Raw genomic sequence first — 12,126 nt, 5'->3', positions numbered from 1 at the left:
GATGAATGCCGGAGCGAGGGTACGCCGAGCCCAGGCGAGGGGCCGGACGCTGGGGCGAAGCCTTTTGCTTACTTTTCGGCGTTTGGAAAAGTGAGTCGCCGTAAGGGCGAAACCATAAGCAGCCGTTACCGCAGAAATGGATATGTACACCTGAAAGAAATTGGTCGGCTATCAGGCCGCCATCGCTGGCAGGCCAGCTCCCACAGTTGGATGGCGTACATCAAGGGGAACCTGGTCGGCCCGAAGGCCGCCACGTTCAAGCAGAAACCGGCAAAGGCCTCGACATGAACTCACTGATCCGCGACCGCAACCACCGCTCCGCCGGATCATTGTCATGCACCCCGCTCCAGGCCATCGACAACTGCGCCGCATCAATGGGAAACGGCGGATCCTCCGCCCGCAAAGCACACCCCTCAACCAGCGCACACGCCGCATAATCCGGCACCGTGGCAATCATCTCAGTCCCGGCCAGCAACGCCCGCAACCCACTGAACTGCGGCACACCCAATACCACACGGCGGCTGCGGCCGACCTTGGCCAGATCCAGATCGATGTTGCCACTCAAGTCACCGGAGAACGACACCATGGCATGCGGCCGTTCGCAGTATTCGTCGAGCGTCAGCGTCCCCGGCCGCTTGTCCCCGCGCAGCACTTTGCAGGGGATGTCCCGTAACTTCTTGCACTTGGCATTCGCCGGTAAATCCGTGGTGTAACTCACCCCCACGGAAATTTCTCCCGAGGCCAGCAATGCCGGCATCAGCAGATAGTTGGCGCGACGCACCACCACGACAATCCCCGGCGCCTCTTCCTGCAGTTGCCGCAACAACGGCGGAAACAACCCGAACTCGGCATCGTCCGACAGCCCGATGCGGAACACATCACTACTGGTCGTCGGATCGAATTCCTTGGCCCGGCTGACCGCCCCGGAAATCACATCCATCGCTGGCTGCAACTCCTTGAGAATCGCCAGCGCCCGCGCCGTCGGCTCCATGCCGCGGCCATTGCGCAGCAACAACGGATCGTCGAACAGATCCCGCAACCGCCCCAGCGCCGCACTCACCGCCGGTTGCCCCATGAACAGTTTTTCAGCCACACGGGTCAGGTTCTTTTCGAACATCAACGCTTCGAAAATCACCAGCAGGTTCATGTCGACGCGACGCAGATCGTTACGGTTCATAGGCACGGTTTCCTTGTGTGTTCAGCCGGGGACTTTACTCGATCAGCGGTACTTTGGCCGCACGCTTGTAAGGCCCGTATTCCAGCGGCACCCACTGGAAGTGCTTGCCCTCTGCTGCGATGTGACCGATGCCCGGAAACGGCAAGTGCGCCGCCGTCACCCAGGTCTTGCTCGCCGCCGCCTCACTGAACACTTTGGCGCGGCTCTTGATCGCCTGCTGGCTGTCGACGTCAAAGCCGATCGACACTTGCGGGTGCTCGAACTGCACGGCGAGGTTATGCACCAGATCGCCCATGAACAGAATGCTTTGCCCCTGCGAGGTGAAGCGATAGGTGGTGCTGCCCGGCGTGTGCCCGCTTTCAAGCTCGGCATCGACCACCCCCGGCACGGGAGACTGACCGGCAGCGAAGGTCTTGAAACGGCCTTCGGCCACATACGGTGCGGTGGAGTCCTGGGCAATTTTGAAATACGGCCTGGCACCCTCGGGTGCCTTGGCCAGGGCTTGCGGATCAAGCCAGTAATCGGCCTCTGCCTTCGCAGCAAAGACCGTGGCGTTGGCGAAAACCGGTTTCTGCTGGCCGTCGACCAGCCCGCAGACGTGGTCCAGGTGCAGGTGGGTCAACAGGATCGTGTCGACTTGCGCGGGCTCATAACCGGCGGCTTTCATGTTGTCCGAGAGCATACCGGCCGTTTCGCCGATGCACTGGCCAGCGCCGGTATCCACCAGGATCAGTTGCTTGCCGGTATTGATCAGAAACGCGTTGAACGCGGTCTGCACGCCTGGCGTTTCAATCGAACGACGGGCCAGCAGCGCGCGGATCTGACTCTGGGTCAGGCCCTTGAGCAGTTTGGGCGACAGGTCGTTGTAGCCATCGAACAACGCCGTCACCTCAAAGTCGCCCACCGCCAGGCGGAAGTAGCCCGGCACTTGTGTGCCGACCTGCGCCGGTGCCTGCGCCGAGGCAATCCCGGACGCCAGCGCAACCGCGAGCCCCAGCGCGCAAACCAGAGAATGTTTCATGCCTTCACCCTTGATCGAGTCAGAAAAGCGGCGATGTGAACGCCGTCGGATGATGGCGATTTTGCACGGATCGTGCCCGTGGAAATTGCAGCAATGTGCTGAGTTAGCGCGTTGTCACCTCCTGTAAACCGACGGAATTAACAACGTTTAACTCGCCTGCCAGAGCCCCGCGCCCAAGAATGAAGCTCACCGACACGGACATTTGTCATGGCCCATTCTCAGCAAAACGTCGCCCGCGCGACTGTCACTGAAGCGCGCAAGAAAACCATCGGCGGCCTGACCCCGTGGCGCGAAAGCCTGGCCAAACAACTGATCCTTGAGCGCCTCGGTGAAACCGTTGAAGTGACCGAACTGGCCCGCGCCTGCGCCCTGTCGCGCAGTCATTTCTCCCGCGCGTTCAAGTGCAGCACCGGGCTCTCGCCGCAAGACTGGATTCGCCACCAACGGATTGCCCGGGCCAAGCAGTTGATCCAGAGCACCGACCTGACACTGACGCAAATCAGCCTCGAATGCGGCTTTTGCGATCAGGCGCATTTCTGCCACATCTTCACCCGCAGCGAAGGCATCAATCCGTTTGCGTGGCGATGCCGCGCTGTGCGCGCCCTACCCCAACGCCCCGCCTACTCCGCTCAAACTCACGCGCAATAGACTTGGAGCCGCACGCTCTGTAGCAGCTGTCGAGCCCGCGTTCGGCCTCTGTAGCAGCTGTCGAGCCTGCGAGGCTGCGTTCGGCTGCGAAGCAGTCGTGAAATCAGCCAACGCGGTGTTTCAGGAAAACCGCGTACTCAGGTTTCACGACTGCTTCGCAGCCGAACGCAGCCTCGCAGGCTCGACAGCTGCTACAAAGCCTTTCGTTGCGACACCGGTTGCGTCAGCCCAACGGGGTCAGGCGCTCCAACGCCTCGGCCACGCCAAACCCATACGCCGGATCAGCCTTGGTGCAGTTGTCGATATGGCGCTGACGAATCGCCTGCGGCACGCCGTTCATGGCCCGTGCGGTGTTGTCGAACAGCAGCTGTTTGCGCACCGGGTCGAGCAAACGGAACAGGTTCCCCGGCTGCTCGTAATGGTCCTCTTCCAGGCGATGATCATAGTGCTGCGCGAAGCCTTCCAGCGGCAGCGGCGGCTCGGCCAGCTCCGGTGAATCCTGCCACTCGCCCAGGCTGTTCGGGAAGTAACTGGCGGTGCCGCCGAGGTTGCCGTCGGTGCGCATGGCGCCGTCGCGGTGGTAGCTGTGGGCCGGGCAGCGCGGTGCGTTGACCGGGATGTGATTGAAATTCACCCCCAAGCGATAGCGCTGGGCATCGCCGTAGGAAAACAGCCGCGCCTGGAGCATGCGGTCCGGCGAGAAGCTCACCCCCGGCACCACGTTGGCCGGCGAGAACGCCGCTTGTTCGATTTCAGCGAAGTGGTTCTCGGCGTTGCGATTGAGCTCCATGATGCCCACTTCGATCAGCGGAAACTCGCCGTGCGGCCAGACTTTGGTCAGGTCGAACGGGTTATGCCGGTAGTTGAGCGCCTGCTCCTCTTCCATCACCTGGATGCACAGCTTCCAGCGTGGGAAGTTGCCCTGCTCGATGACTTCGTAGAGGTCGCGCAGATTGCTTTCGCGGTCTTGGCCAACCACCGCGGCAGCCTCGGCGTCCGAGAGGTTTTCGATGCCTTGCTGGCAGACAAAGTGAAACTTCACCCACACCCGCTGGTTGTCACGGTTGATCAGGCTGAAGGTGTGGCTGCCGAAGCCGTGCATGTGGCGAAAACTGGTGGGAATCCCGCGATCGCTCATGACGATGGTCACCTGGTGCAACGCCTCGGGCAGCAGGGTCCAGAAGTCCCAGTTGCTGGTGGCATTGCGCAGGCCGGTGCGCGGGTCGCGCTTGACCACGTGGTTGAGGTCGGAGAAACGCAGCGGGTCGCGAAAGAAAAACACCGGCGTGTTGTTGCCGACAATGTCCCAGTTGCCTTCGTCGGTGTAGAACTTCACCGCGAAACCACGGATGTCACGCTCGGCATCCGCCGCGCCGCGTTCGCCGGCCACCGAGGAAAAGCGCACGAACAACGGCGTTTCCTTGCCCACTGAGCTGAAGATATCGGCTTTGGTGTAACGCGTGATGTCATTGGTGACGGTGAACGTGCCGTAAGCGCCCGCGCCCTTGGCGTGCATGCGCCGCTCGGGGATCAGTTCGCGGTCGAAGTGGGCGAGTTTTTCCAGCAGCCAAATGTCTTGCAAGAGCGCCGGCCCACGAGGGCCGGCGGTCTGGATATTGAGGTTATCGACCACCGGCGCGCCGGTGGCGTTTGTGAGCTTTTTCATGAACGTGATCTCGATGGTTGTCTGCTCTCATCAGGAGCGAAAACCGGCGCGGATCTACGCCCGCGCCGGGGTACATCAACCCTTGAGAAACGCCAGCAGATCAGCGTTGAGCTGATCCTTGTGGGTATCAGTCAAGCCGTGAGGGGCGCCGGGGTAGATCTTCAGCGTAGAACCTTTCACCAGTTTTGCTGAGGCGATGCCCGCCGCTTCGAACGGCACCACCTGGTCTGCGTCGCCATGCACCACCAGCGTCGGGATGTCGAACTTCTTCAGGTCTTCGGTGAAGTCGGTTTCCGAGAACGCCTTGATGCAGTCGTAGGCGTTCTTGTGGCCGGCCATCATGCCTTGCATCCAGAACCAGTCGATCATGCCCTGGGACGGTTTGGCGTCCGGTTTGTTGAAGCCGAAGAACGGTCCGCTGGCGAGGTCGATGTACAGTTGCGAACGGTCGACCAGGGACGCCTGACGAATGCCATCGAACACTTCGATCGGCAGTCCGCCAGGGTTGGCTTCGGTCTTGAGCATCAGCGGCGGCACCGAGGAAATCAGCCCGGCCTTGGCCACGCGGCCGGTGCCGTGGCGACCGATGTAGCGCGCCACTTCGCCACCGCCGGTGGAGAAGCCGAACAGCACGGCGTCTTTGAGGTCCAGCAACTCGATCAACTGCGCCAGGTCATCGGCGTAGGTGTCCATGTCGTTGCCGGCCCACGGCTGGCTGGAGCGGCCATGACCACGACGGTCGTGGGCAATCACCCGGTAGCCTTTGGAGGCCAGGAAGATCATCTGCGATTCCCAGCTGTCGGCGTTCAACGGCCAGCCGTGGCTGAAGACGATGGGTTGGCCGGTGCCCCAGTCCTTGTAGTAAATCTCGGTGCCGTCTCGGGTCGTGAACGTACTCATGCGATGTCTCCTTTGCGAGTGTTGGGGGTGTATCAAAGCGGTGAAGGGTTCATTCGTTCAGCCAGCCGCGCCACCCGCTCGCCGAGGTGAGCGGCGGTGCAGCGATCTTCGGGAGGTGGGGCGAGGTCCGGGGTCTGTTCGACATTCGACTGGGCCATAGCGCCGAGCGAACTGCCGAGGCGATTCATTTGCCCGTCGAAGGCGCCGATGCTGGAGCGCGCCGGCAGCAGGCCGAGGCCGACCCAGATCATCGAGTGCTGCGCGGCGAACACCGCCATCTGCAGCAATGTGTTGAGTTTGTCGCCGCACAGGCAGCCGGAATTGGTGAAGCCGGCGGCCAGTTTGTCGCGCCACGGCTGGGCGAGGTAGAACGCCGCCGTAGACTCCATGAAGCCTTTGAACGGTGCCGACGCGCTGCCCATGTAGGTCGGGGCGCCGAAGATGATGGCGTCGGCGCTGTGCAACTGGTCCCAGTGCTGGTCCACTTCATCGACCGGAACCAGCAGGCAGGTGCTGCCCACGTGCCGTTCCACCCCCTGGGCCACGGCTTCGGCCATGACCCGGGTGTGCCCGTAGCCACTGTGATAGACCACCACCACGTTGCTCATTGCGGCGTCCTCATGACAAGTTGATCCCTTTGCAACACCGCCGTCCCCTGTGGGAGCGAACTGTGGTGAGGGGATTTATCCCCCGTTGGGGCGCGAAGCGGCCCTGAACCTGTGAATGCGGTGTTTCAGAAAAACCGCATTCACTGGGTTTGCGACTGCTTCGCAGCCGAACGGGGATAAATCCCCTCGCCACGCAGGCTCGCTCCCACAGGTTGCGTGGCACATTCAATATCGATGCGAGCTGACCCAGCGCTTTCGCGAGCAGGTACGCTCCGACAAGACCAGCGGGTGTTGAAGCAGCAGAGTTTTGGGCGTAGACCAGACACAGGACGAGTTAAACGTTGTTAATTTTCATTGGCGCGCCAAAAGCCTGAACACCTGCTTTGCTACGGTTGCACCCCGTAAACACGGCACCCGCCCGTGGCGCCGGGTACGGGCAGTCGCCGCGAACACCCGACAGTCACTCGAACCCTCGTTGCGTTGCCGGAAAAACCTGACGAATATGCTCGAAAACCGCGAACCAGACGGCTGCAAGCAGGAGCGACACGTTGACCCTTCCCCCCGAGCAGGCCATCCATTTCGGCCCCTACCGGATCTATCCCGGACAACGCCTGGTGCTGGAGGCCGACCAGCCCCTGCGCCTGGGCCGGCGCGCCATGGATATTCTGTTGATCCTGTTGGAACACGCAGGAAACGTGGTCAGCAAACAGCAACTGATCGCCGGGGTCTGGCCCAAAAGCGTCGTCGAAGACATCAACCTGCGCGTGCACATGGCGGCGCTGCGCAAAGCCCTCGGCGACGGCCAGGCCGGCCAGCGCTATATCGTCACCGTCGCCCAGCGCGGCTACAGTTTTGTCGCGCCATTCTCGCTGGAACCGATCGATCAGCACCCCGCGAGCGAAAGCCTCGAGCCGAACGCCCATAACCTGCCCATCCGCCGGACGCGCATGATCGGCCGTCAATCGCTGGTCGAAAACCTGGTCACGCAACTGTCACGCCAGCGCTTCATCACCCTCGTCGGCCCCGGTGGCATCGGCAAGACCACCGTGGCACTGCGCGTGGCCGAACTGTTGATCGGTCGCTATCGGGACGGCATTCGCCTGCTGGACCTGGCGCCGATCAACGACCCGTCTCTGATCACCGCGCATCTAGCGACGCTGCTGGATTTGTCCCTGCACGACGCCGAACCGATGAACAGCCTTGCCGCGTTCCTGCGCGAGCGGCGGATGCTGCTGGTGATCGACAACTGCGAGCACCTGATCGACGCCGTCGCGCTGCTCTGCGAAAGCATCCTGCGCGCCTCACCGCACGTGCACATCCTGGCCACCAGCCGCGAAAGCCTGCGGGCCGAGGGTGAGTTCGTCCAGCGTCTGGAATCGCTTGATTGCCCACCACCCATCGCTGTGTTGGACCGCGCTCAAGCGCTGACCTTTTCTGCGCTGCAACTGTTCGTCGAGCGGGCCATGGCCAGCCATGACAGTTTCGAGCTGAGCGATCACGAACTGCCGCTATTGATTGAAATCTGCCACCGTCTGGACGGCATTCCGCTGGCCATTGAACTGGCGGCGGCGCAAGTCGGACACTTTGGCCTGAGCGGTTTGCTGACCCAGCTGCAAGGCAGTTTTCGCCTGCTTACCCAGGGCTGTCCGTCGGCACTGGGCCGACACCAGACCCTGCGCGCCACGCTCGACTGGAGTTTCGAACTGCTGAACGCCTGCGAACAAACCTGCCTGCGCCGCTTGGGTGTATTCAGGGGCGGCTTCACGCTGGAATCGGCCGCGGCGGTGATCGTCGGCGAACACATCGAGCCCGGCGAAGTGTTTGGTTCGATCACGCAACTGGTGGCCAAGTCGTTGCTGAACGTGGAAGTGGGCGACGAAGAAGTGTTCTATCGCTTGCTCGACACCACGCGCAGCTACGCCCTGGAAAAACTCGACCAGACCGTGGATCTGCCGGACACGCGAAAGCGCCACGCCGAGCGCTGCCTGGCCTTGATGCATCAGGCTCAAACCGACTGGGAACTGATCTCCACCGGCCTGTGGATCGAGCGTTACGCCCGCAGTCTGGATGACATCCGTTCCGCCCTCGACTGGGGCTTGAACGCTCAAGGTCCGCAGGCACTGGCGATCCGTTTGACCGCGACTTCGACGCCACTCTGGCAGGAACTGTCGCTGCTCAAGGAACACGGCGTTTACGTGCGCAAGGCTCTGGCCCTGCTTGAGGCGGCGCCCGAGCCCTGCCCTCATTTGCAGATGTCCCTCAAACTGGCCCTCGGCAGCTCCTGCTACCACACCCAGGGCGGCACGGCCGAAACCATCGCCGCGTTCGTCAGCGCCAGAACCCTGGCCAAACACAACAACGACGTGGCCGGCCAACTGCGGGCGGTGTCCGGGCACATGGCGGTCAACCTCAGTTGCGGCCATTACCAAATGGCGCTGGAGCAGAGCCAGCTGTTCGACCGTCTCGGTGCGCAGGGCGATCCCGTGCTGTCGCTGAGCACTCACCGCTTGCGCGTCCTGGCCCTGCACTTTGCCGGCAATCAGCAACTGGCCCGGGTGAATGCCGAACAGGTCATCCAGCGCATGGCCCACAGCGGGCACCTCAACCGTTTCACCCACGGTTTCGGCGTGCAATACGATCAGAGCGTGGCCGCCCTGACGATTCTGGCGCGCATCCTCTGGCTGCAAGGTCAACCGGAACAAGCCTGGCGCACCGCCCGTCAGGCACTGGACATCGCGCTCCAGATCAACCACGGCACCTCCATTTGCTACACCCTGGCGCTGGCCGGCTGCCTGATCGCCCACTACAACGGCGACAGTAAAACCGCCCGCGAACTTTTACGGCTGCTGCTGGAGCAGGCGCAGAAACATTCGGTGCTGCTGTTTTATTCGTGGGCGCAACACTATGCGCAGGTGATTGACCAGGCTGAAGCACCGTCAGCTCCCCCACCGGGCGCCGGGCTGATCAAGGAAATCATGGTCACGCTGGACACCGCGTTCGTCGATGAAACCTTGTTGCAACGGGCCGATACGGGGGCGGCGGGATGGAGCACGGCGGAGATATTGCGAGCCAGGGCTGATGCATTGCTGGCTGAGGAAAATCCGCCAGAGGTGGATTGTTTGAGCGGACGCTATCGCGAGCAGGCTCACTCCCACACAAGCGCGGTGGCGGAAGAGGTATTGGTTCGGGCATTGAATGTGGCCAGGCATCAGGGCGCCCTGGCCTGGGAACTGCGCAGCGCCACCTCACTGGCGCAACTGTGGCAGCGCCAGGGTTTGTACCGCCAAGCCCATGAATTGCTGGCGCCGATCTACAACCGGTTCACCGAAGGCTTTGCCACGCCGGACCTGAGCAAAGTCCGGCGGCTACTCGACGAACTCCATGGGCAACTGAACGCCTGAGACCCAGCGCGCACGGCTAATGTAATGCGAGTAGCGCCGCTCGAACGTGCGCAGGTGGCCGCTGTGCTCGAGTTTCTCCAGGGCATAGGTGCGCGTGGTGTTGAGCAAGCGATAACGCGTCGTGCCGTTGACCTGATCCATAGAGAGCAACGACTTGGCGACCAGCCGCTGCACCAGTGCCGCCAGTTGATTGGGCTTGAGCACCTCGCAACTGCTCACGCCAATCGCCGCTTCGAGGGTGAAGGACATCTTGAACACCGAGAGCCGCTGCAACACGGCTTGCTCCAACGGGTTCAGCCGTTCATAGCTCCAGTCCAGCGCGGACTTGAGGGTCTGATGCCGGGGGACGGCCGTGCGCCGGCCCTGGGTCAGCAACTGAAAACAGTTATCCAGTTGAGCCTGCAAACCGACCAGCGCCAGCGCATCGATCTGCGCCGCGGCCAGTTCAATGGCCAGTGGCAAGCCGTCGAGCCGACGGCAGATTTCACGCACCGCCTTGAGGTCCTGCTCGCGCAAGGCAAACCCTTGTTGAAGGGCTCGCGCGCGACTGACGAACAACTGCACCGCCGAGTAGCCCATGGCCTCGGCCACACTGTGCAACGCCGACGCGGGTGGCACCGCCAGGGACGGCAAGCGCTGAACCGTTTCCCCCGTTGCCATGAGCGGTTCACGACTGGTGACGAGGATCGACAGCCGAGGCGCCGACGCCAGCAAATCGTCGACCAATGTCCGGCAGCGTTCCAACAGGTGTTCGCAGTTGTCGAGCACCAACAACATATGCCGATTCGCCAACACGTCCAGGGTCGTGCCGACTTCCAGTTCCAGGGTTTGAGTCAGATGGTCGACCACTTGCGCGGGGTCATCGAGCGCCAAGAAATCCACCAGCCACACGCCATCTTCATAGTGCTGCAACAGCAGTTCGGCCACGCGTAGCGCCACGGTGGTTTTGCCGATACCGCCGGGACCGACCAGGGTCATGAAACGCCGCACCGGCAACTGCCGGACCAGACTGCCGACTATCGAATCCCGGCCGGTGACAGGCGTGAGCCGTGCCGGCAAATTGTGTTGATGTTTTTGTGCGCTCTCAAGCGAGACTAAAGTCCCCACAGGCACCCGCTCCACCGGGGCAATAAAGCTGTAGCCGCGCTGGGGAATGTTGACGATGTAGCGCTGGCCATCCTGCCCGTCGCCCAGGGCCCGACGCAGCGCCGCAATGTGCACGCGCAGGTTGATTTCTTCGACCACGGACGTCGGCCAGACGTGGGCAATCAACTCGTCCTTGCTGACCACATGGCCGGCGCGCTCGACCAGCACCTGGAGGATATCCAGTGCCCGACCGCCCATGCGCAGCGGCCGATCACCGTCCAGGATCAGCCGTTGCCGCTGGTGAAATGCGTAGGGGCCGAACCGCAGCACCGTATCGCTGTTTAAATCTCTGAGGCTGTTCATGCACGTTTGCGTGCTGAAACCTGGCCCGGCTCACAGTGCAGAAACATCCATCGCACCCACCTTCCAGGCTCCCGCACCTCCATTGCAAAGAGTTCACGGCTATCTTGGCAGGCCTCGGTGACGGTACAACTGCCATGGGGGGAGCATCACGGCCATTGCGGTGCGCAACACGGCCAAGAACGCTCTAGCTGAACTGTTCGCGGTACTTGGCCGGGGTCAGACCGAGCTTTTCGCCGAACAGAAAGCGCATGTGCCGCACGCTGCCAAAACCACTTTTAAAGGCTACGGTCTTGAGTGGCAAGTCGCTGGTTTCCAGCAGATTCCTCGCGCAATCGATACGCGCACTTTGCAAAAACTCCATGGGCGTCATGTTCACGTCCCGGGCGAACATCCGGGCGAAGTGCCGCGTGCTCATGTTCGCCAGGCTGGCCATGCGTTCGATGGTGAAGGCTTCGTCGAGGTGTTCGAGCACATGGTTCTGCACGCGGGTGATCGGCGTTTCATGCGGCGCGACAGCGGCCATCAACGGACTGAACTGCGCTTGCCCGCCCTGGCGCTTCATGACCACCAGCAACACCTTGGCCACGTCCTGGGCGACTTTCTTGCCGTGGTCTTCGGCGACCACCGACAGTGCCAGGTCGATGCCGGCGGTGACGCCGCCGGAGGTGATGAGGTTGCGGTCCTGAACGTAAATCTGATCGGTCTGCACCGTCGCCTTGGGAAAGCCTTTGATCAGTCGCTCGGTGTAATGCCAGTGCGTGGTGACGCGATAACCGTCCAGCAGACCGGCATGCCCCAACACGAACGCACCGGTGCAGATCGAGCCGTAGCGCCCGGCGCGATCGACGGCGTCTTTGAGCCAGCACAGCAACGGTGGATGTTTTTCGTTGTACGCGCCCGGGCCGCCCGGGACGAGCAACAGGTCATACCCGTGATAGGCCTGATCGATGTGCAGATCGGTCTGCACGCTGACGCCGTTGGAAGCCCGCAGCGCGCCATGCTCGGTGCCGATGGTCGACAGCTCATAACGGTCATCGGCTGCCAGATATCGATTGGCGATGGAAAACACTTCCATGGGCCCGGCCATGTCGAGCAGCAGAAAGTCCGGAAACAACACCATAGCCACGGTTTTCATGGGTTCACAATCACTGAAGTCAAAAGAAGATCCATCTGCCGGACTCAGTCCCTGTGGGAGCGGCAGATAAGGGATGCTGTGCATTATGGCCAATGTACGGCGCCAGCGTCGGAGAAGAATA

Annotated in this window: 9 protein-coding genes; 2 read left to right on the top strand and 7 right to left on the bottom strand. The window is 62.0% G+C overall.

Going from position 1 to position 12,126, the window contains the following annotated elements:
• Positions 1-256 precede the first annotated feature (256 nt).
• Both ACA075_RS11870 and ACA075_RS11865 read right to left on the bottom strand, forming a co-directional pair.
• Positions 257-1,177, bottom strand: coding sequence for a LysR family transcriptional regulator (locus ACA075_RS11870; protein ID WP_094471694.1), 921 nt, complete (start codon positions 1,175-1,177; stop codon positions 257-259).
• 34 nt (positions 1,178-1,211) lie between these two features.
• Positions 1,212-2,198 carry an MBL fold metallo-hydrolase gene (locus ACA075_RS11865; RefSeq protein WP_497298630.1) on the bottom strand — a complete coding sequence of 329 codons (987 nt, stop codon included), beginning with the start codon at positions 2,196-2,198 and terminating at the stop codon, positions 1,212-1,214.
• Positions 2,199-2,405: 207 nt separating this feature from the next.
• Here ACA075_RS11865 and ACA075_RS11860 point away from each other — a divergent pair, with 207 nt between their 5' ends.
• Entirely contained in the window at positions 2,406-2,846 is a 441-nt protein-coding gene (locus ACA075_RS11860) for a helix-turn-helix domain-containing protein (protein ID WP_497298628.1), read from the top strand.
• 223 nt (positions 2,847-3,069) lie between these two features.
• On the opposite strand, the gene ACA075_RS11855 is transcribed toward ACA075_RS11860, so the two are convergent.
• The 3 genes from ACA075_RS11855 to ACA075_RS11845 form a co-directional block, all read right to left on the bottom strand.
• Positions 3,070-4,512, bottom strand: coding sequence for a catalase (locus tag ACA075_RS11855; protein ID WP_497298627.1), 1,443 nt, complete (start codon positions 4,510-4,512; stop codon positions 3,070-3,072).
• Positions 4,513-4,587: 75 nt separating this feature from the next.
• The gene (locus tag ACA075_RS11850) at positions 4,588-5,412 is read right to left on the bottom strand and encodes an alpha/beta fold hydrolase (RefSeq protein WP_497298625.1); all 825 of its coding nucleotides are present in this window, start codon (positions 5,410-5,412) and stop codon (positions 4,588-4,590) included.
• 32 nt (positions 5,413-5,444) lie between these two features.
• On the bottom strand, positions 5,445-6,020 hold the full coding sequence (locus tag ACA075_RS11845) for a flavodoxin family protein (protein WP_497298623.1): 576 nt from the start codon (positions 6,018-6,020) through the stop codon (positions 5,445-5,447).
• Between the two features lie 548 nt (positions 6,021-6,568).
• Between ACA075_RS11845 and ACA075_RS11840 the strand changes: the two genes are divergently transcribed.
• On the top strand, positions 6,569-9,421 hold the full coding sequence (locus tag ACA075_RS11840) for an ATP-binding protein (protein ID WP_497298622.1): 2,853 nt from the start codon (positions 6,569-6,571) through the stop codon (positions 9,419-9,421).
• On the opposite strand, the gene ACA075_RS11835 is transcribed toward ACA075_RS11840, so the two are convergent.
• Both ACA075_RS11835 and ACA075_RS11830 read right to left on the bottom strand, forming a co-directional pair.
• The gene (locus ACA075_RS11835; protein WP_497298621.1) at positions 9,386-10,870 is read right to left on the bottom strand and encodes an ATP-binding protein; all 1,485 of its coding nucleotides are present in this window, start codon (positions 10,868-10,870) and stop codon (positions 9,386-9,388) included. The genes ACA075_RS11840 and ACA075_RS11835 overlap by 36 nt on opposite strands.
• Positions 10,871-11,054: 184 nt before the next feature.
• Entirely contained in the window at positions 11,055-12,005 is a 951-nt protein-coding gene (locus tag ACA075_RS11830; protein ID WP_497298620.1) for a GlxA family transcriptional regulator, read from the bottom strand.
• Between the last annotated feature and the right edge of the window lie 121 nt (positions 12,006-12,126).

It is taken from the genome of Pseudomonas sp. LBUM1663, assembly GCF_059695905.1.
Note: the sequence above shows the minus strand (reverse complement) of the source record. Positions and strands in the feature narration are given on the sequence as shown.

Bases quoted from the DNA above. Each gene is read 5' to 3' on its own strand.
- ACA075_RS11860 (WP_497298628.1), top strand. From the start codon at position 2,406: ATGGCCCATTCTCAGCAAAACGTCGCCCGCGCGACTGTCACTGAAGCG.
- ACA075_RS11855 (WP_497298627.1), bottom strand. From the start codon at position 4,512: ATGAAAAAGCTCACAAACGCCACCGGCGCGCCGGTGGTCGATAACCTC.
- ACA075_RS11870 (WP_094471694.1), bottom strand. From the start codon at position 1,177: ATGAACCGTAACGATCTGCGTCGCGTCGACATGAACCTGCTGGTGATT.
- ACA075_RS11835 (WP_497298621.1), bottom strand. From the start codon at position 10,870: ATGAACAGCCTCAGAGATTTAAACAGCGATACGGTGCTGCGGTTCGGC.
- ACA075_RS11845 (WP_497298623.1), bottom strand. From the start codon at position 6,020: ATGAGCAACGTGGTGGTGGTCTATCACAGTGGCTACGGGCACACCCGG.
- ACA075_RS11865 (WP_497298630.1), bottom strand. From the start codon at position 2,198: ATGAAACATTCTCTGGTTTGCGCGCTGGGGCTCGCGGTTGCGCTGGCG.
- ACA075_RS11850 (WP_497298625.1), bottom strand. From the start codon at position 5,412: ATGAGTACGTTCACGACCCGAGACGGCACCGAGATTTACTACAAGGAC.
- ACA075_RS11830 (WP_497298620.1), bottom strand. From the start codon at position 12,005: ATGAAAACCGTGGCTATGGTGTTGTTTCCGGACTTTCTGCTGCTCGAC.